The 18,593-nt window shown below is 65.9% G+C and carries 22 protein-coding genes; 12 read left to right on the top strand and 10 right to left on the bottom strand.

From position 1 onward, the window contains the following. Window positions 1-117: 117 nt before the first annotated feature. Both DM992_RS16300 and DM992_RS16295 read left to right on the top strand, forming a co-directional pair. A complete protein-coding gene (locus tag DM992_RS16300; protein WP_047900131.1) occupies window positions 118-867 on the top strand; it encodes an electron transfer flavoprotein subunit beta/FixA family protein in 750 nt (249 codons plus the stop codon). A gap of 16 nt (window positions 868-883) precedes the next feature. After that, window positions 884-1,819, top strand: coding sequence for an FAD-binding protein (locus tag DM992_RS16295; RefSeq protein ID WP_111017565.1), 936 nt, complete (start codon window positions 884-886; stop codon window positions 1,817-1,819). Between the two features lie 104 nt (window positions 1,820-1,923). Here the strand turns inward: DM992_RS16295 and DM992_RS16290 are convergent, their stop codons facing one another. Next, window positions 1,924-3,210, bottom strand: a complete 1,287-nt coding sequence (locus DM992_RS16290; protein ID WP_065500480.1) for a D-amino acid dehydrogenase — start codon at window positions 3,208-3,210, stop codon at window positions 1,924-1,926. Window positions 3,211-3,355: 145 nt separating this feature from the next. Between DM992_RS16290 and DM992_RS16285 the strand changes: the two genes are divergently transcribed. Beyond that, entirely contained in the window at window positions 3,356-3,844 is a 489-nt protein-coding gene (locus tag DM992_RS16285; protein WP_012492860.1) for an Lrp/AsnC ligand binding domain-containing protein, read from the top strand. 90 nt (window positions 3,845-3,934) lie between these two features. Continuing rightward, window positions 3,935-5,101, top strand: coding sequence for a PA0069 family radical SAM protein (locus tag DM992_RS16280; protein WP_111017564.1), 1,167 nt, complete (start codon window positions 3,935-3,937; stop codon window positions 5,099-5,101). Between the two features lie 51 nt (window positions 5,102-5,152). Here the strand turns inward: DM992_RS16280 and DM992_RS16275 are convergent, their stop codons facing one another. Both DM992_RS16275 and DM992_RS16270 read right to left on the bottom strand, forming a co-directional pair. After that, the gene (locus DM992_RS16275; RefSeq protein WP_111017958.1) at window positions 5,153-5,620 is read right to left on the bottom strand and encodes a TM2 domain-containing protein; all 468 of its coding nucleotides are present in this window, start codon (window positions 5,618-5,620) and stop codon (window positions 5,153-5,155) included. A 109-nt stretch (window positions 5,621-5,729) separates the two neighbouring features. Beyond that, window positions 5,730-6,869 (bottom strand): PQQ-dependent sugar dehydrogenase, encoded by a 1,140-nt coding sequence (locus DM992_RS16270; protein ID WP_111017563.1) that lies wholly within the window; start codon window positions 6,867-6,869, stop codon window positions 5,730-5,732. 152 nt (window positions 6,870-7,021) lie between these two features. Between DM992_RS16270 and rpsP the strand changes: the two genes are divergently transcribed. The 6 genes from rpsP to DM992_RS16240 all read left to right on the top strand — a co-directional run bounded on the left by rpsP (window position 7,022) and on the right by DM992_RS16240 (window position 11,150). Beyond that, window positions 7,022-7,276, top strand: coding sequence for a 30S ribosomal protein S16 (gene rpsP / locus DM992_RS16265; protein ID WP_006476550.1), 255 nt, complete (start codon window positions 7,022-7,024; stop codon window positions 7,274-7,276). Between the two features lie 42 nt (window positions 7,277-7,318). Beyond that, entirely contained in the window at window positions 7,319-7,996 is a 678-nt protein-coding gene (gene rimM, locus DM992_RS16260; RefSeq protein WP_111017562.1) for a ribosome maturation factor RimM, read from the top strand. A gap of 1 nt (window position 7,997) precedes the next feature. Then, window positions 7,998-8,792: a tRNA (guanosine(37)-N1)-methyltransferase TrmD gene (trmD, locus tag DM992_RS16255; RefSeq protein ID WP_034183054.1), complete on the top strand. Its 795-nt coding sequence runs from the start codon at window positions 7,998-8,000 to the stop codon at window positions 8,790-8,792. 132 nt (window positions 8,793-8,924) lie between these two features. Further along, window positions 8,925-9,317: a 50S ribosomal protein L19 gene (rplS, locus tag DM992_RS16250; RefSeq protein ID WP_011883860.1), complete on the top strand. Its 393-nt coding sequence runs from the start codon at window positions 8,925-8,927 to the stop codon at window positions 9,315-9,317. Between the two features lie 87 nt (window positions 9,318-9,404). Then, entirely contained in the window at window positions 9,405-10,091 is a 687-nt protein-coding gene (locus tag DM992_RS16245; protein WP_111017561.1) for a CoA pyrophosphatase, read from the top strand. A gap of 120 nt (window positions 10,092-10,211) precedes the next feature. Then, complete coding sequence (locus DM992_RS16240) at window positions 10,212-11,150, top strand: CobD/CbiB family protein (protein WP_111017560.1); 939 nt, start codon at window positions 10,212-10,214, stop codon at window positions 11,148-11,150. A 63-nt stretch (window positions 11,151-11,213) separates the two neighbouring features. Here DM992_RS16240 and DM992_RS16235 read toward each other — a convergent pair whose 3' ends face one another. The 3 genes from DM992_RS16235 to DM992_RS16225 all read right to left on the bottom strand — a co-directional run bounded on the left by DM992_RS16235 (window position 11,214) and on the right by DM992_RS16225 (window position 13,791). Beyond that, entirely contained in the window at window positions 11,214-11,531 is a 318-nt protein-coding gene (locus DM992_RS16235; protein WP_111017559.1) for a DUF2007 domain-containing protein, read from the bottom strand. Window positions 11,532-11,593: 62 nt separating this feature from the next. Then, window positions 11,594-12,535 carry a ribosome small subunit-dependent GTPase A gene (gene rsgA / locus DM992_RS16230; protein WP_111017558.1) on the bottom strand — a complete coding sequence of 314 codons (942 nt, stop codon included), beginning with the start codon at window positions 12,533-12,535 and terminating at the stop codon, window positions 11,594-11,596. After that, a complete protein-coding gene (locus DM992_RS16225) occupies window positions 12,532-13,791 on the bottom strand; it encodes a M48 family metallopeptidase (RefSeq protein ID WP_111017557.1) in 1,260 nt (419 codons plus the stop codon). The genes rsgA and DM992_RS16225 overlap by 4 nt, the downstream gene beginning before the upstream one ends. 117 nt (window positions 13,792-13,908) lie before the next feature. On the opposite strand from DM992_RS16225, the gene orn reads away from it, so the two are divergent. After that, window positions 13,909-14,529 carry an oligoribonuclease gene (gene orn, locus DM992_RS16220; protein WP_111017556.1) on the top strand — a complete coding sequence of 207 codons (621 nt, stop codon included), beginning with the start codon at window positions 13,909-13,911 and terminating at the stop codon, window positions 14,527-14,529. A gap of 16 nt (window positions 14,530-14,545) precedes the next feature. Here orn and mog read toward each other — a convergent pair whose 3' ends face one another. Then, entirely contained in the window at window positions 14,546-15,163 is a 618-nt protein-coding gene (gene mog, locus DM992_RS16215; RefSeq protein WP_111017555.1) for a molybdopterin adenylyltransferase, read from the bottom strand. Continuing rightward, entirely contained in the window at window positions 15,147-15,749 is a 603-nt protein-coding gene (yjgA, locus tag DM992_RS16210; RefSeq protein WP_275427571.1) for a ribosome biogenesis factor YjgA, read from the bottom strand. The genes mog and yjgA overlap by 17 nt, the downstream gene beginning before the upstream one ends. Window positions 15,750-15,876: 127 nt before the next feature. On the opposite strand from yjgA, the gene pmbA reads away from it, so the two are divergent. Next, the gene (pmbA, locus tag DM992_RS16205; RefSeq protein ID WP_111017553.1) at window positions 15,877-17,247 is read left to right on the top strand and encodes a metalloprotease PmbA; all 1,371 of its coding nucleotides are present in this window, start codon (window positions 15,877-15,879) and stop codon (window positions 17,245-17,247) included. Window positions 17,248-17,330: 83 nt separating this feature from the next. Here pmbA and DM992_RS16200 read toward each other — a convergent pair whose 3' ends face one another. Both DM992_RS16200 and DM992_RS16195 read right to left on the bottom strand, forming a co-directional pair. Next, window positions 17,331-17,831, bottom strand: a complete 501-nt coding sequence (locus DM992_RS16200; protein ID WP_111017552.1) for a dihydrofolate reductase — start codon at window positions 17,829-17,831, stop codon at window positions 17,331-17,333. A gap of 273 nt (window positions 17,832-18,104) precedes the next feature. Next, window positions 18,105-18,431 carry a hypothetical protein gene (locus DM992_RS16195; RefSeq protein ID WP_111017551.1) on the bottom strand — a complete coding sequence of 109 codons (327 nt, stop codon included), beginning with the start codon at window positions 18,429-18,431 and terminating at the stop codon, window positions 18,105-18,107. Window positions 18,432-18,593 lie beyond the last annotated feature (162 nt).

Raw genomic sequence — 18,593 nt, 5'->3', positions numbered from 1 at the left:
CGTCGCCAAGAAGCGGTATCCTCGACAGCCACGATGGATGGGTCCGCTTGGCCGCGCAGTCATGAGGCCTCGCTATAGAATGGCCTCTGGTCGTATTCGTAACTTTGGAGCGTGTGCATGAAAATCCTGGTGCCAGTGAAAAGAGTGGTCGATTACAACGTGAAGGTCCGCGTGAAGTCGGACAACACGGGTGTCGACATCGCGAACGTGAAGATGTCGATGAACCCGTTCGACGAAATCGCCGTTGAAGAAGCGGTGCGCCTGAAGGAAGCGGGCGTCGCGACCGAAGTGATCGCCGTATCGGTGGGCGTGACGCAGGCGCAGGAAACGCTGCGCACGGCGCTGGCGATCGGTGCGGACCGCGCGATCCTGGTCGAGTCGACCGACAGCGTCGAGCCGCTGGCCGTCGCGAAGATCCTGAAGGCGCTGGTCGACAAGGAACAGCCGCAGTTGGTGATCCTCGGCAAGCAGGCAATCGACGACGATTCGAACCAGACGGGCCAGATGCTGGCCGCGCTGGCCGGCCTGCCGCAAGCGACGTTCGCGTCGAAGGTGACGGTTGCCGACGGCAAGGCAACCGTTGCGCGCGAAGTCGACGGCGGCGCGGAAACGCTGTCGCTGACGCTGCCGGCGGTGATCACGACCGACCTGCGCCTGAACGAGCCGCGCTACGTGACGCTGCCGAACATCATGAAGGCGAAGAAGAAGCCGCTGGAAACCGTGAAGCCGGAAGACCTGGGCGTGGACGTCGCGCCGCGTCTGAAGACGCTGAAGGTGGTCGAGCCGCCGAAGCGCGCGGCCGGCGTGAAGGTGCCGGACGTGAAGACGCTGGTCGAGAAGCTGAAGACCGAAGCCAAGGTGCTGTAAGAGGGAGCGCAAAGAAATGACGATTCTGGTGATTGCAGAACACGACAACGCGTCGATCAAGGCCGCGACGCTGAACACGGTGGCGGCTGCTGCGAAGATCGGCGGCGACATTCACGTGCTGGTCGCGGGCCACAACGCCCAAGCGGCGGCAGACGCGGCAGCGAAGATCGCAGGTGTTTCGAAGGTGCTGCTGGCCGACGCGCCGCAGCTCGAAGCGGGCCTCGCGGAAAACGTCGAAGCGACCGCGCTGAACATCGCGAAGGACTACTCGCACATCCTCGCGCCGGCCACGGCCTACGGCAAGAACATCGCGCCGCGTATCGCCGCGAAGCTGGACGTCGCGCAGATCTCGGACATCACGGCGGTCGATTCGGCCGACACGTTCGAGCGCCCGATTTACGCAGGCAACGCGATCGCAACGGTGCAGTCGAGCGACCCGATCAAGGTCATCACGGTGCGTGCGACGGGTTTCGATCCGGTAGCGGCCGAAGGCGGTAGCGCAGCGATCGAGAAGATCGAAGCAGCAGCCGATGCCGGCAAGTCGCAGTTCGTGAGCCGTGAAGTGACGAAGCTGGACCGTCCGGAACTGACCAGCGCGAGCATCATCGTGTCGGGCGGCCGCGGCCTGGGCAGCGGCGAGAACTACACGAAGGTGCTCGAGCCGCTGGCCGACAAGCTGAGCGCGGCACTGGGTGCATCGCGTGCGGCAGTCGACGCCGGCTACGTGCCGAACGACTACCAGGTTGGCCAGACCGGCAAGATCGTCGCGCCGCAGCTGTACATCGCGGTCGGCATCTCGGGTGCGATCCAGCATCTGGCAGGCATGAAGGATTCGAAGGTGATCGTCGCGATCAACAAGGATCCGGAAGCGCCGATCTTCAGCGTGGCCGACTACGGCCTCGTCGGCGATCTGTTCACGCTCGTGCCGGAGCTCGTGGCCGAGCTCGGCTGACGTGGCGTGACGCTTCAGCGGTAAGCACAAGGAAAAAGGGGCGCTGCGAGCGCCCCTTTTTTTTTCGATGCCGGCCGGCCCGCATTGCCGCGGGCAGCCGCGGCTTATGCGTATGCCGGGCGCGTCTGGCCGGCCACTTCCTTCAGGTAGCGGTGCACCGACAGGTCGTCGGCCTGGATCGCCGGCTTCTTGCCCGAGATCAGGTCCGCGAGCAGTTGGCCCGAACCGCACGACATCGTCCAGCCGAGCGTGCCGTGGCCGGTGTTCAGGAACAGGTTCGACACCGGCGTGCGGCCGACGATCGGCGTGCCGTCCGGCGTCATCGGGCGCAGGCCTGTCCAGAACGTCGCCTTCGATGTGTCGCCGCCGCCCGGGAACAGGTCGTTCACGCACATCTCGAGCGTTTCGCGGCGCGCGGCGCGCAGGTTCTTGTCGAAGCCGACGATTTCCGCCATGCCGCCGACGCGGATGCGCTGGTCGAAACGCGTGATCGCGATCTTGTAGGTCTCGTCGAGCACGGTCGACACGGGCGCGGCCGCTTCGTTGACGATCGGCGCGGTGATCGAATAGCCCTTCAACGGGTAGACCGGAATCTTCATCAGGTTCGAGATGAAGCTGGTCGAATACGAGCCGAGGGCGACGACGTACGCGTCCGCGCGCACCGTCTCGCTGCCGCATTGCACGCCGGCGATCTTGCCGCCGGCAATCGCGAGCGCATCGATCGGCGTGTTGTAGCGGAACTTGACGCCGAGCGATTCGGCGAGCGCCGCGAGGCGCGTCGTGAACAGCTGGCAATCGCCCGTTTCGTCGCCCGGCAGGCGCAGGCCGCCCGTCAGCTTGTGCGATACGGCGGCGAGCGCCGGTTCGGCATTCTTCAGGTCGGCCGGCGACAGCAGTTCGAACGGCACGTTCGCTTCCTGCAGCACGGCGATGTCCTTCGCCGCGCCGTCGAGTTGCTGCTGCGTGCGAAACAGTTGCAGCGTGCCGCCGGTGCGGCCTTCGTACTGGATGCCGGTGTCGGCGCGCAACGCCTGCAGGCAGTCGCGGCTGTATTCGGCGAGGCGCACCATGCGGCCCTTGTTGACCGCATAGCGCTCGGTCGTGCAGTTGCGCAGCATCTGCCACATCCACTGGAGCTGGAAGCGCGTGCCGTCAAGACGGATCGCGAGTGGCGCATGCTTTTCGAACATCCACTTGACGGCCTTCAGCGGCACGCCCGGCGCGGCCCACGGCGCGGCATAGCCGGGGGAGATCTGGCCCGCGTTCGCGAAGCTCGTCTCGAGCGCAGGGCCGGCTTCCCGGTCGATCACCGTAACTTCATGACCGGCGCGCGCGAGGTAATACGCGCTTGCCACGCCCACCACACCGCTGCCCAGAATGACGACTCGCATAGCTGCTCCAGATGGAAGGGACCAGATCGAGGCCGGACGCACCCGCGGCTCCGTGTAACCTCTAGCTGATCTAGTTTTTTGAGCTATGGTATTGTCGAATGTGCAGGTTTTGTTATCGTATTTTTTAGGTTTTCAGCATAAACAAATGAGAACGCAACGTCAGCCCGTACGCTCGCTCGACAAGCTCGACCGGCGCATCCTCAAACTGCTCCAGGACGACGGCCGGATGGCGATGAAAGACCTCGCGGAACAGGTCGGCCTGACTGTCACGCCGTGCATCGAGCGCGTGCGGCGCATGGAGCGGGACGGCGTAATCACCGGTTATCACGCGCGGGTCGACCCGGGCCAGCTGGGTGCCGCGCTGCTGGTGTTCGTCGAGATCACGCTCGGCCACAAGGGCGGCAACATGTTCGAGCAATTCCGTCGGGAAGTGATGAAGATCGACGAGGTGCTCGAATGCCACCTCGTATCCGGCGATTTCGACTACCTGATCAAGGCGCGGATCGGCGAGATGGCCGACTACCGGAAGCTGCTCGGCGACATCCTGCTGCAGTTGCCCGGCGCCGTGCAGTCGAAGAGCTATGTCGTGATGGAGGAAATCAAGGAAACGCTGACGATTGCAGTCGGCGAGTGACGCACCGGCGGCCCGTTACCGGGCCCCTTATCCCGCCCTTGGCATGCTGCGCCCAATACTGTATAAATGTACAGTATTGGGCGCAGGCGAATGGGTGGGCACATGGACGATCGGTCCGACAACGAATTTCCGGTAGCGCCGCCCGTGCCCCGCAAGGGGCGCGGTGCGGTCGACAACCTGCAGGGGCGGTACGAGATCGCGCAGCGTGAAGCGGTCGACGACGGCTGGACCCACGAGTCGGACGATGCCGACTTCCCCGCGCCGCTGCGCACGCAGGTGTTCGAGGAGCGTGCGAAGAGCATCCTGACGCACAACCAGTCGCCCGATATTCCGTTTGGCGTATCGCTCAATCCGTATCGCGGTTGCGAGCACGGCTGCATCTACTGCTTCGCGCGGCCGACGCACAGCTATCTCGGCCTGTCGCCGGGGCTCGATTTCGAAAGCCGCATCTACGCGAAGGTCAATGCGGCCGAACTGCTCGAGCGCGAGATTTCGCGCAAGCGCTACGTGCCTGAGCCGATCGCGCTCGGCGTCAACACCGACGCCTATCAGCCGGTCGAGCGCGACCTGCGCATCACGCGCAGCGTGATCCAGGTGATGCACGATCGAGGGTTGCCGTTCGCCGCGATCACGAAGTCGTCGCTGATCGAGCGCGATCTCGACCTGCTTGCACCGATGGCAGAGCGCGGGCAGGTGATGGCGGCAGTCACGATCACGACGCTCGATGCCGATCTCTCGCGCACGCTCGAGCCGCGGGCGGCGACGCCGGCGCGCCGGTTGCGCACGATTCGCGCGCTGCGCGATGCGGGCGTGCCGGTCGGCGTGAGCATTGCGCCGGTGATTCCGTTCGTCACCGAGCCCGACATGGAGCGCGTGCTCGAAGCGTGCGCGGAAGCGGGCGCGACGCACGCGAGCTACATCATCCTGCGGTTGCCGTGGGAGGTCGCGCCGCTGTTCAAGAGCTGGCTCGCCGCGCATTTTCCCGATCGTGCGGAGCGCGTGATGAACCGCGTGCGCGACATGCGCGGCGGGAAAGACTACGACTCGGATTTTTCGAAGCGGATGAAGGGCGAGGGGATCTGGGCCGACCTGTTGCGGCAGCGTTTTCGCCAGGCCGTCAAGCGGCTCGGGCTGAACGAGCGCACAAACGGCATCCTCGATCTGTCGCAGTTTCGCGGCGCGCCGGCCGCCGTGGTGCCGGCGCCGCGCGCTGCCGGCGCGAAGTCGCGCGACGATATGCAGTTGAACCTGTTCTAAGCGGCGCGCAATCCCGGTGTCCGTCGGCGCCGGGCATCGCGCTCGTTGCGCTTACTGCGAAATCTGCTTCGCCGCTTCGACCTGCGATTCGAAATACGTCTGGAACGACAGCGCGAGCGCGGTCATCAGCAGGAACGCACCGATCAGCAGCGAGAAGATCACGACAAAGATCACAGTCCAGCCCGACCGGCTGTGCCTGCCCGTCTCCGCGTTGAATTGCGCGTCCCACTTTTCGTCGGGGCGCAGCCCGTACACGAGTGCGGCAAGGAATGCCGCCAGCAGCGAGATCGCGCCGGGTACCGCGAGCCACCAGCCGAGGCCGGCGCTGCGCTGGGTCGCCGCGAGCAGGAGGAAGCCCGGGATGCCGACGATCGTCGCGAGCAGGTGTGCCCAGCCGTACACGTCGCGAAAGCCGTACAGATAGAAGCGGTGCGCGCCGAGCGAACCGAACAGGAATGCGAGGGCGGCGGTGAGCGTCTTGGAACGGAAACGGCGGGACGGTGCGGTGCTGCTGGACATGGATGGCGGCGTATTGTCGTTGGCGTGGGCGGCCGGCGGGCCGGCGCGGGCGCGCGGCCCGGCACGCATTCTACGATGCCCGGTCGGGACCGGTCACCCCCGGCCTGCGTCAAGGTGCCGCATAGGTCACGCGGTAGATTGCGCCTGCGTAGTCGTCGCTCACGAGCAGCGAACCGTCCGGCAGCGGCAGCACGTCGGCCGGGCGTCCCCACACTGTGCCGTCGGGGCGGAGCCAGCCCTGGACGAACGGGGTCTGGCGCGCCTGGCTGCCGTCCGCCGATACGACGACTCGCATCACGCGGTAGCCGACCTTCGTGCTGCGGTTCCACGAACCGTGTTCGGCGATGAACACGTTATTGCGATACGACGCCGGAAACATCGGCCCGGTATAGAAGCGCATGCCGAGCGCCGCGACGTGTGCGCCGAGTTTCAATACGGGCGGCATGTAACGGCGGCATACGTCGGCGCTGCCGAATTCGGGGTCGGGCGTATCGCCGCCATGGCAGTACGGAAAACCGAAGTCGAGGCCGGCGCGCGGCGCGCGGTTCAGCTTGTCGTCGGGCACGTCGTCGCCCAGCATGTCGCGCCCGTTGTCGGTAAACCACAGCTCGCCCGAATCGGGGTGCCACGCGAAGCCGACGGTATTGCGCACGCCGCGGGCGACGACCTCGCTTCCGCTGCCGTCGGCCTTCATGCGCGCAATGATCGCGTAGCGGCTGCGATCGGCGAGACAGACATTGCACGGTGCGCCGGTCGGCACGTAAAGCTTGCCGTCGGGGCCGAACGCGATGAATTTCCAGCCGTGATGGTGGTCGGTCGGCAGCGCGTCGGTCACGACGGCAGGGGGCGGTGGCTTGGCGAGCCGGTCGTCGATGCGATCGAGGCGCAGGATGCGCGACACGGCTGATATATAGAGCGCACCGTCGCGGTAGGCTACGCCGACGGGCATGTCGAGTCCGGACGCGATCACGTGGCGCGCGCGGATCCGACCCTCGTGCATCTCGAACGCATGCACGCGGCCTTCCCGAGTGCCGACATACAGGATGCCGCGCGGCGACCACGCCATTTCGCGTGCGGTCGGTACCGCGTCGGTCAGCACTTCCACGTGGAAGCCGGGCGGCACGACGAGTTCATAGACCGGCAACGTTGCGGCGAACGCCGTTGCGGACGCGAGGCAGGCAAGGCCGGCAAGCAGCGCGATGAAACGGTGCTGCGCGCGGCGCGTCGGGGCGGCGCGAAGGAGCGGCATGACGGTCGGGAGCGTCCTGGACACGACGATTGTATGCCCGGCGGACAGGCCGTCCGCGGATTTTTTACGCGTAAGTGTTTGTTGTACCTCTGGTTTCCGGCTATAATCGCGTGTTTCAGTAGTTTCGAACCCGGTTTTCCGAAGGACATCATATGGTTATCATCCGTCTGGCTCGTGGCGGCTCGAAGAAGCGCCCGTTCTACAACATCGTTGCTACCGATTCGCGCAACCGTCGTGACGGCCGCTTCATCGAGCGCGTCGGTTTCTACAACCCGGTCGCTACGAAGGGCGAATCGCTGCGTATCGCTCAGGACCGCCTGACGTACTGGCAAGGTGTTGGCGCGCAACTGTCGCCGACCGTCCAGCGTCTCGTGAAGGAAGCGCAAAAGGCGCAACCGGCTGCCTAACATGGCACGGTGTGCCGGTCGTGCCGGCTGTGAGGTGCATTGATGGCGGGTCACGATTCCGGTAATGTAAGGCGCGGGCGTGCGTCATTCGGCGCATTCGTCCGCAAGCCGGTCGAGCGCGACGTTGTCGCGAACGCCGGTCAGGCTGCCGAACAGGGTAGCCTCGAAGCGACGCAGGCCTGGCCAGACGATGCCGTCGAGGTCGGGGCGGTGGTCGACGCCTATGGCCTGAAGGGCTGGGTCAAGGTGGCGGCGCATGCCGATGCCGGTCGCGGCGGCGACGCGTTGCTCAACGCGCGCCGCTGGTGGCTGGAGCGCGGTGCGGAGCGGCTTTCCGTCCGCATCATGCAGTCGAAGACGCACAGCGACACCGTCGTTGCGCAACCCGCGGGCGTCAGCGACCGCGATGCCGCACTGGCCATGCGCGGCTTTCGCGTGTTCGTGCGCCGGGAAGATTTTCCGGCATTGGCCGCGGACGAATTCTATTGGGTCGACCTGATCGGCCTCGATGTCGTCAACGAGCAATCGGTGGCGCTCGGGAAAGTGAGCGGGATGATCGACAACGGCGTGCATTCGATCATGCGTGTCGAGTATCCGGCGACCGGCAAAGACGGTCAGCCGACCACCGACGAACGGTTGATACCGTTTGTCGGCGTATACGTCAAAACGGTGGACCAGGCGGCGCGTCGCATCGTCGTCGACTGGGAAGCCGATTACTGAAATGAACCAGGTTACCGAGAGCGCGGTGCAGTTCGACGTCGTCACGCTCTTTCCCGAGATGTTCCGCGCACTGACCGACTGGGGAATCACCAGCCGGGCCGTCAAGCAGGGGCGCTTCGGGCTGCGCACCTGGAACCCGCGTGATTTCACGACGGACAACTACCGCACGGTCGACGATCGTCCGTACGGCGGCGGTCCGGGCATGGTGATGCTGGCCAGGCCGCTCGAAGCCGCGATCGGCGCCGCGAAAGCAGCGCAGGCGGAGCAGGGCATCGCGAGCACGCGCGTGGTGATGATGTCGCCGCAGGGTGCGCCGCTCACGCACGAGCGTGCGGTGCGGATGGCGCAGGAACCGGGTGTCGTCGTGCTGTGCGGCCGCTATGAAGCGATCGACCAGCGCCTGCTCGACCGTTGCGTCGACGAGGAAATCAGCCTCGGCGATTTCGTGTTGTCCGGCGGGGAACTGCCGGCGATGGCGATGATGGATGCGGTCGTGAGGCTGCTGCCCGGTGTGCTGAACGATTCGCAGTCGGCCGTGCAGGACAGTTTCGTCGACGGCCTGCTCGATTGTCCGCACTACACGCGCCCCGAGGAATACGACGGCGTGCGCGTGCCGGACGTGCTGCTCGGCGGGCATCATGCCGAGATCGAGCGGTGGCGGCGCCAGGAAGCATTGCGGAATACGTTGCGGAAGCGGCCGGACCTGATCGTCCGGGCGCGTCGCGAAAAGTTGTTGAGCCGTGCCGACGAGGCATGGCTCGCGAACCTCGCACGCGAAGCGAAGGACGCCTCCTGAGGCGGCGTCGCGGGCGGGAATTGGCGGTGCCGCGCATGCGTGCGCGGTGCCTGATGTGAATCCATCCTCTATCGGGGCCGGCCTGGGAGCAGGCAGGTGCAAACGCCGACACGATGGCAATAGGAGTCAGTGATGAACCTCATCGCAAAACTTGAGCAGGAAGAAATCGAGCGCGCGCTCGCCGGCAAGACGATCCCCGAATTCGCCCCGGGCGACACGGTGATCGTGAACGTGAACGTGGTTGAAGGTAACCGCAAGCGCGTTCAGGCTTACGAAGGCGTCGTGATCGCGATTCGCAACCGTGGCCTGAACTCGAACTTCATCGTCCGCAAGATCTCGTCGGGCGAAGGCGTCGAGCGTACGTTCCAGACGTACTCGCCGCTGCTGGCGAGCATCGTTGTGAAGCGCCGCGGCGATGTGCGTCGCGCGAAGCTGTACTACCTGCGCGAGCGTTCGGGCAAGTCGGCTCGAATCAAGGAAAAGCTGGTGTCGAAGGATCGCACCGCAGCAGCTTCCCAAGAGTAAGAGCTGTAAGGAAAAAGCACCCGACCGGGTGCTTTTTTCATTCTGGCGCGACAATATGCTCTATACGACACGAACCCGAGAGCCCCATTGAATCGCCGCCCCATCATCGATCCCGAAGTATTGCCGGTCGAAGGCACCGGCGCTGGACTGCCCGCCATCGATCCCCGCCTGATGACGCCGTCCGGTTTGCGCGACCGTTTCGCGCGCACGCTCGACTGGAGCGTCGAGCCCGGAGAGGCGAGACTGCAGGAGGGCGTCGACCCGCGCAGCGCGGCCGTCCTCGTGCCGCTCGTCGCCCGCGAGGCGGGTCTCACCGTGCTGCTGACCCAGCGCGCCGACCACCTGAACGACCATGCCGGGCAGATCAGCTTTCCCGGCGGTCGTCGCGAACCGTTCGATCGCGACGCGATCGCCACCGCACTGCGCGAGGCGAAGGAAGAGATCGGGCTGGCCGCCGAACGTGTCGAGATCCTCGGCGCGCTGCCCGACTACCTGACCGGCACCGGCTTCTGTGTGGCACCGGTGGTCGGCCTCGTGCATCCGCCGTTCACCGTGCAGGCCGACACGTTCGAGGTCGCCGAGATCTTCGAGGTGCCGCTCGCGTTCCTGATGAATCCCGCGAACCATGAAGTCCGCGTGTTCCGCTGGGAAGGCGGCGAGCGTCGTTTTTTTGCGATGCCCTATCCGAACGGCAGACCAGGCGGGCATTACTTCATCTGGGGCGCAACTGCCGCCATGTTTCGCAATCTGTACCGCTTCTTGGCCGCTGCATAGGCGCGCACACCGGTTCACGCGCGCGGCTGGCCGCCGGGCGGCTGCGCCTGCAGCCATGCTCGGCTTACGCTGTGCTATCGTTATGCAAAAAATGACATAACTCCGAAGACGGCGCCACGCATGACTTTCTTTTCGGTTCTCCTAGCCCTCATCATCGAACAGGTCCGCGCGTTGTCGCCGAACAATCCGGTGTTCGCGCTGTTTCAGTTTCATGCGGAAACCGTCGCGCATGGCCTCGACGCCGGCAAGCAGAAGCACGGTATCCTCGCCTGGCTCGCGGTCGTGCTGCCGTGGGTACTGGTCGTCGCACTGATCTATTTCCTGCTGTACAAGGTGAGCTTCGTGCTCGCGTTCCTGTGGAACGTGGTCGTCGTGTATTTCACGCTTGGCTTCCGCCAGTTCAGCCATTACTTCACCGACATCCATCTCGCGCTCAACAATGACGACGTGCCGCGCGCGCGCGAAATCCTGCGCGAGTGGACGGGCATCGACACGGTCGACATGCCGGTCGGCGAAATCGTCCGCCATACGCTGATTCACGCGGTTGTCGCATCGCATCGCCACGTGTTCGGCGTGTTCTTCTGGTATGTGCTGCCGATCGGTCCGGCCGGTGCCGTGCTGTACCGGATTTCCGAATACCTCGCACGCAGCTGGTCGACGCCGGGCGACGACCGCACGGCCGCCTTCTCGACGTTCGCGCAACGCGCGTTCTTCGTGATCGACTGGATTCCCGCGCGACTGACGGCACTCGGCTTCGCGATCGTCGGCAATTTCGAGGATGCGATCTACGCGTGGCGCAATCACACACGCCAGTGGCCCGACCCGAACGACGGTGTGCTGCTGGCCGCTGGCAGCGGGGCGCTCGGTGCGCGTCTCGCGGGGCCGCTCGCGGAACCGTCGAGCCTCGACGCGCTGGCAGTCGGCGACAGCGGTCCGTTGACGGTCGGTGACGATTGCACGCCGCGTACGCTGCAGTCGGCGGTCGGCCTCGTCTGGCGAGCGGTGATCCTGTGGATGATCCTGCTGCTGATGCTGACGCTCGCCGTCTGGGTGTCGTGACGGGGCCGCGCAGTGCCCGATGAAAAGCAAAGGCCGGCTTGATGCCGGCCTTTTTGCTGTGGGTCAGTCGTCGAGCGGATCGCGCACGGCGCCGCATTGCCAGCACGCCGTGAACTGGGCCTCGAGCGCTTCGCCGCACTGTCGGCAGCGCCACGGCGCGGCGCCGGCCGACGGGCCGTGCGACGCGGCATCGAGGAGCCGGCGAGCGAGCGCGTCGTCGCGTTCGTCGTCGAGCCACAGCTCGGGCGTGCACGCGTCGGCGGGCAGGCCGCCGAGTGCGCCGGTCGCGTAGCAGTTATGCAGTTCGCAACCGATGCCGGCCACCTGAAGCACGTTGGCCCAATGCTGCGCCGTCGCAAGATTGGGTGCCTTGAAACGCATGGCGGCTCCTGTCGATGAAGGCCGGCCTGAACGGCATCGGCCGCCGCACGCCTGTCGCGCGGTCAGCGGACGATCTGGCTTGCCTCGTGCACGAGCTGCGCGTACAGCGCGTGCCGCGACGGCGCGATACGGCCGTCGGCGACCGCTTCGAGAATCGCGCAGCCGGGCTCGTGCAGATGATGACAATTATAGAAACGGCAGTCGGCGAGCAACGGCCGGAACTCCGGAAACGCGCGCTCGAGACGGCCTTCCGTCAGATGGTAGAGGCCGAATTCCTGGAAGCCCGGCGAATCGATCAGCGCGCCGCCGCCCTCCAGCGGGTAGAGGCGCGTGAACGTCGTCGTGTGGCGGCCGCTGTTGAGCGCGGCCGAGATCTCGCGCGTCGCGGCTTCGGCATCGGGAACGAGCAGGTTCACGAGCGTCGACTTGCCCATCCCGGACTGGCCGAGCAGGATCGTCGAATGGCCGGCCAGGCGCGGCATCAGTTGCGCGCGCGCGTCGTCGGGCGAGCCCTTCACCGACAGCTCGAGCACGTCGTAGCCGAGTGCGCGGTACGGCGCGAGGCGCTCGCGCGCGACCGGCAGAGCGGCTTCGACGTCGATCTTGTTCAGCACGACGAGCGGCTTCAGCTCGTTCGCTTCGGCCGCGATCAGTGCGCGGCCGAGCAGGTCCTCGCTGAAATAGGGCTCGGTAGCGAGCACGATCAGCAACTGGTCGAGGTTGGCCGCGAAGAGCTTCGACTTGAACTGGTCGGAACGATACAGCAGGTTGCGCCGTTCGCCGATCTCGACGATCACGCCCTGGTCGGCCGACGCGTGTTCGTACACGACGCGGTCGCCGACCGCGATGTCGCTCTTCTTGCCGCGCGGGAAGCACTGCAGCATCGGGCCGCCGTCGTCGGGCGCGACGATGTAGTGGCGGCCGTGCGCCGCGATCACGCGGCCTTCGACACGTTGCGCGCCCGACGCGCGCGGGGCCGGCTTGCGGGAAGGCGGCCGGCTCATGCGAGCTGCAGCAGGCGGTCGATCCGCTGCGATGCGGGCGGATGCGAGTAATAGAAGGCCGTGTAGACGGGGTCGGGCGTCAGCGTAGACGCGTTGTCCTCGTAGAGCTTCACGAGCGCGCTGACGAGATCCTGCGCGTCAGTCTGGCTGGCCGCGAACGCGTCGGCCTCGAATTCGTGCTTGCGCGACGTGAGGCTGCTGAACGGCGTCGCGAAGAACAGAAACACCGGAATCGCGAGGAAGAACAGCACGAGCGCGGCGCCCGCGTTGCTCGTGTCGAGCGACGGCGTGACGCCGAGCCCCGTATAGAACCAGGTGCGTTGCGCAAGCCAGCCGAGCAGCGCGAGCAGCACGAGGCTCAGCACGAACGACACGAGCATCCGCTTCATCACGTGGCGGCGCTTGAAATGGCCGAGTTCGTGCGCGAGTACGGCTTCGATTTCCTGGCCGGACAGGCGCGCGAGCAGCGTGTCGAAGAACACGATCCGCTTCGATGCGCCAAAGCCCGTGAAGTACGCGTTGCCGTGCGCGGAGCGGCGGCTGCCGTCCATCACGAACAGCCCCTTCGCTGCGAAGCCGCAGCGCTTCATCAGCGACTCGATGCGCGAGCGCAGCGCGTCGTCCTTCAGCGGTTCGAACTTGTTGAAGAGCGGTGCGATGAAGGTCGGGTAGATCAGCAGCACGAGCATCTGGAACGCGACCCAGACGATCCAGGTCCACAGCCACCACAGGCTGCCGGCCTGATTCATCAGCCACAGCACGACGAACAGCAGCGGCAGGCCGAGCGCGGCGCCGAGCAGCGAGTTTTTCAGCATGTCGGTGAAGAACAGCCGCTTCGTCATCCGGTTGAAGCCGAAACGCTGCTCGATGCCGAACTGGCGGTAATACTCGAACGGGACGTCAATCACGCTCGTGATCACGAGCACCGCGGCGACGAGCGCGACCTGCTGCCCGTAACCGCGGCCGAGCCAGCCGGTCAGCAGCGTGTCGAGCGCGCCGACGCCGCCGAGCAGCGTGAGGCCGACCAGCACGGCCGCGCTGACGACGATCTCGAGCATGGTCAGCCGGGTGCGCTCGACCGTATAGTCGGCCGCGCGCTGGTGAGCGGTCAGCGGGATGGTTGCGCTGAACTGCGCGGGCACGCCGTTGCGGTGCGCGGCGACGAAGCGGATCTGCCGCGACGCGAGCCACAGCTTGGTGACGACCATCGCGAGCACGGCGAGCGCGAACAGCAGGGTGAACGAAAAGGGTGACATCGAAGGCGCCAAAGGGTTCTATGCGAGAATTATATGTTCTTGCGGACCGGGCCCGCTGATGCGCTGCCGGCCGCCTGGGCGGCGCTGCGCGCCGTCCGCCATTTTCCAGGATGACTCATGACCGATACCGCCGCTTCCGCCAGCCAGCCCGCGCTCGTGCGCAACGAGTTGAACCTCGTCTGGCTCGACATGGAGATGACGGGCCTCGACCCGGATAACGACCGCATCATCGAGATCGCGGTCGTCGTGACCAATTCCACGCTCGACATCGCCGTCGAAGGCCCCGTGTTCGCGATCCACCAGAGCGACGAAACGCTCGCGAAGATGGACGACTGGAACAAGTCGACGCACGGCCGCTCGGGCCTGATCGACCGCGTGCGCGCGTCGACCGTGACCGAGGCGGACGCCGCCGCGCAACTGCAGGCGTTCCTCGCGCAGTACGTGTCGCCGGGCAAGTCGCCGATGTGCGGCAACTCGATCTGCCAGGACCGCCGTTTCATGGCGCGCTGGATGCCCGAATTCGAGAAATTCTTCCACTACCGCAATCTCGACGTCAGCACGTTGAAGGAGCTGTGCCGCCGCTGGCAGCCCGCGATCTACAAGGGCTTCCAGAAACGCGCGATGCACACGGCGCTCGCGGACATCCACGAGTCGATCGACGAGCTGAAGTACTACCGCGAGCATTTCCTGATTCCGGCCGCGTCGCCGTCGACAGGCGAGTCCGCGCCGGCCGCCTGAGCGGGCCGGCGCGCGCTCAGCGCGGCGCGCGCTGCGCGCTTTTCGGCCGGAACGCCGCGACCACCGCGGCGTCGGTCTCGATGTACGGGCCGCCGATCAGGTCGATGCAGTAGGGCACCGCTGCGAAGATGCCGGGCACGGTCGACTTGCCGTCGGCGTCGCGCAGCCCTTCGAGCGTTTCCCGGATCGACTTCGGCTGGCCGGGCAGGTTGATGATCAGCGCCGCATGGTCGGCCGTCTCGCGGATCACCGCGACCTGCCGCGACAGGATCGCGGTCGGCACGAAATTCAGGCTGATCTGCCGCATCTGTTCGCCGAATCCCGGCATTTCCTTCGTCGCCACGGCCAGCGTGGCCTCGGGCGTCACGTCGCGGCGCGCAGGGCCGGTGCCGCCCGTCGTCAGCACGAGATCGCAGCCGGCGACGTCGACGAGCTCGGCGAGGGTCGCGGAGATCGTCTGCGCGTCGTCCTGGATCAGCCGGGTTTCGGCGCGCCACGGCGAGACCAGCGCGCCGGCGAGCCACTCCTGCAGCGCCGGAATGCCTTTGTCTTCGTAGACACCCGTGCTGGCACGGTCGCTGATCGACACGAGGCCGACGACGAGCTCGTCCGGGTGGTCAGGCTTCGTCGTCATGGTCGTCTCCGGCGTCGTCGGCCGCTTCGTCATCCCCGCCGGGGGTGCCGCTCGCGGTCTTGACCCACTGGAACAGTTCGCGGAAATAGCGCGGCGGCTTGCCTTGCTGCGCTTCCTTGCGCGCGTTGCGGATCAGCGTGCGGCCTTCCTGGATGTCGGCTTCCGGGTGCTGGCGCAGGAATTCGGTCAGTGCGTCGTCGCTGGCGAGCAGCTGTTCGCGCGTGCGCTCGATCCAGTGCAGGCGGGCCGTCGCGGCCTTGTTCACGCCGCGCTGCGCGTCGAGTGCGGTCCGCAGCGCGGCCGTCTCGTCGTCGGTCAGCGAGCGCATCACGCGGCCGACGTACTGGAGCTGGCGGCGCTTGCCTTCGTGATCGGTGATCCGGCGCGCCTCGCGAACGGCGTCCGCGAGGGCCTCCGGCATCGGCATGCGCTTGAGCGCGTCCTTCGGCAGGTCGACGAGCGCCTGGCCGAGCTCCTGCAGCGCGTGCATCTCGCGCTTCAACTGGGATTTGCTGGGGCGATCGTAACCGTTGTCGTCGTCTTCGACGGCATGCTCGATCGGCTGAATTCGGGTTTTGCGTGTCATGGGCGGCATTGTATCGCGGCGCGGACACCCCAAGCTTGTCTGTGTCCGTCCCCGGACCTTGCTATGATCGCGGGATACGCAACATTTTGAACATGCGGGCGCCCGCCCGCCACCGGATACCAAGACGATGGCAGCCAATCTCGACGTACAAGCGCGCTATTTCCCGCACACGCAGGACCAGCTCAAAGAAATCGCGTCGGACATCCTTCGCCATGCGAAGGCACTCGGCGCGACGGACGCCGCGACCGAAATCTCCGAGGGCGACGGCCTGTCGGTGTCGGTGCGCCGCGGCGAAGTCGAAACGATCGAGCACAATCGCGACAAGATGGTCGGCGTGACGGTGTTCATCGGCAAGAAGCGCGGCAACGCGAGCACGTCCGATTTTTCACCGGCCGCGATCAAGGATACCGTCGCTGCCGCCTATAACATCGCACGTTTCACGGCCGAGGACGAAGCGGCCGGCCTTGCCGAGGCCGAGCTGCTCGAAACCGACCCGCGCGACCTCGATCTCTATCATCCGTGGGCGCTGACGGCCGACGAGGCCGTCGAGCTCGCCCGCCGCGCGGAAGACGCCGCATTCGCGGTCAGCCCGCAGATCCGCAATTCGGAAGGCGCGAGCGTGTCGGCGCAGCATTCGCAGTTCGTGCTCGCGACGTCGCGCGGCTTCCTGTCCGGCTATCCGTACTCGCGCCACTACATCGCATGCGCGCCGATCGCGGGCAGCGGCCGTCACATGCAGCGCGACGACTGGTATTCGTCGAAGCGCAGCGCGATCGATCTCGCGGCGCCCGAAGCGGTGGGCCGTTACGCGGCCGAGCGTGCGCTCGCGCGGATGGGCGCACGCCGCCTCGACACCCGCAAGGTGCCCGTGCTGTTCGAGGCGCCGCTCGCGGCCGGCCTGCTCGGCGCGTTCGTGCAGGCCGTGAGCGGCGGCGCGCTGTACCGCAAGACGTCATTCCTCGTCGACAGCCTCGGCAAGCCGGTGTTTGCGCCGCATATCCAGGTCGTCGAGGATCCGCACGTGCCGCGCGCGATGGGCAGCGCGCCGTTCGACGAGGAAGGCGTACGTACGCGCGCGCGCAGCGTCGTCAAGGACGGCGTCGTCGAAGGCTACTTCCTGTCGACCTATTCGGCGCGCAAGCTCGGCACGCAGACCACCGGCAACGCGGGCGGCTCGCACAATCTCGCGCTGCGCAGCTCGAACACGCGGCCGGGCGACGATTTCGACGCGATGCTGAAGAAGCTCGGTACGGGCCTGCTGCTGACCGAACTGATGGGGCAGGGCGTGAACTATGTGACGGGCGACTATTCGCGCGGCGCGGCAGGTTTCTGGGTTGAGAACGGCGTGATCCAGTACCCGGTCGAGGAAATCACCGTCGCGAGCACGCTGCAGGAGATGTTCCGCCATATCGTCGCGATTGGCGCGGATTCGATCGTCCGCGGTACGAAGGAAACGGGCTCGGTGCTGATCGAGCAGATGACGATCGCAGGGCAGTAAGCCGCGCGCGGCGCAGGCCGCCACGAAACGAAAAAGCCCGACCGGCGCGAGCCGGTCGGGCTTTGCTCATTGTGCGCGACGCGTCAGACGCGCTTGCGTTCGTAGACGACGAATGCATAACCGAACGTGTTCGGCGCGGCAGCCTGGTGTGCATCGCGCGAGACTTCCTGCCAGTGCGCGGCGTCGGGCGCAGGGAACGATGCGTCGCCGTCGAAGTCGGCATCGATCTCGGTGACGATCAGTTTATCCGCGAGCACGAGGCCTTCCGCATAGAGTTGCGCACCGCCGATCAGGAATGCTTCGGGCACGCCGTCGCGTGCGACGAGGGCCAGCGCGTCGGCGAGCGACGTGACCGTGTCGCAGCCATCGAAGCGGCGCGTTGCATCGCGCGTGACGACGATGTTGCGGCGGCCCGGCAGCGGCCGGCCGATCGACTCGTGGGTCTTGCGGCCCATCACGATCGGCGCGCCCATCGTCGTGCGCTTGAAGAACGCGAGATCCTCGGGAAGTTTCCAGGGCAACTGGTTGTCGCGGCCGATGATGCCGTTGCGGGCACGCGCGACGATCAGGGTCAACGTCGTCATGAAGGTCGGGAAAGAGGAAAGCCGGAATGGCGCCGATTCTACCGGAACGGCGGTGCATGCCGGATTCCTCGCACGTGCATCGGCTTTCCGGTGTTGCGCGCCGCGATGCGCGATGCAATGCGTCGCGGCGACGGACTGAGTAAAAAGAGTGCCCGCCGGGGGACGGAGCACAAAACCGTTTCGTGTCGCGGGGTCGGTGAGGGTGGTCGCGATCGATGCTGTCCGGCCGATTCGGATAACTACGGAATCCTCATCGAATGGATTGGTGCATGCTCACTGGTGCGTGGTGCCTTGTGTGTTCTTTTCCATCGCGTGCTGTACGCCGCGTGGCTGCGGTACCGGGAGCGGTGTCGGCAACTGGGGCGGAGGCGGGATCTCGTCCCACAGCGTCACCGAAGCCTTGCCGGCCGGCAGCGGTTGCGGTGCCGACACGGTCACGATGCCGAACCCGTTGCCGGGCTGCATGCCTGGCGTGTTTTCCGCAAGCAGCATTGCGCGATCCAGTTTCACGTTTTCATCCGCGTGCGCCGGCGCGGGCGGGCCGGCTGCCGAGAGCGAAATCGCCATCGGCACAAAAGAAAGTAACAGATGTTTTCGCATGGTCGCTGTCTCCGATGTATTCCTATTCAGCGAAATACATGCCATCGAGCCGGGACCCTTGTCATGACTGCGATTCGCGCACCCGCGTTGACCAGTGCGGCGAAAAACGCCTGAAAATGTTTCAGGCCTGAAACGAGGGGGCTTGGGAATACTGCGGATTCA

This window comes from Burkholderia sp. JP2-270, assembly GCF_003233675.1.
GTDB classification, from domain to species: domain Bacteria; phylum Pseudomonadota; class Gammaproteobacteria; order Burkholderiales; family Burkholderiaceae; genus Burkholderia; species Burkholderia pyrrocinia_C.
The sequence above is the reverse complement of the archived record's forward strand: the minus strand, read 5'-3'. Positions and strand labels throughout refer to the sequence as shown.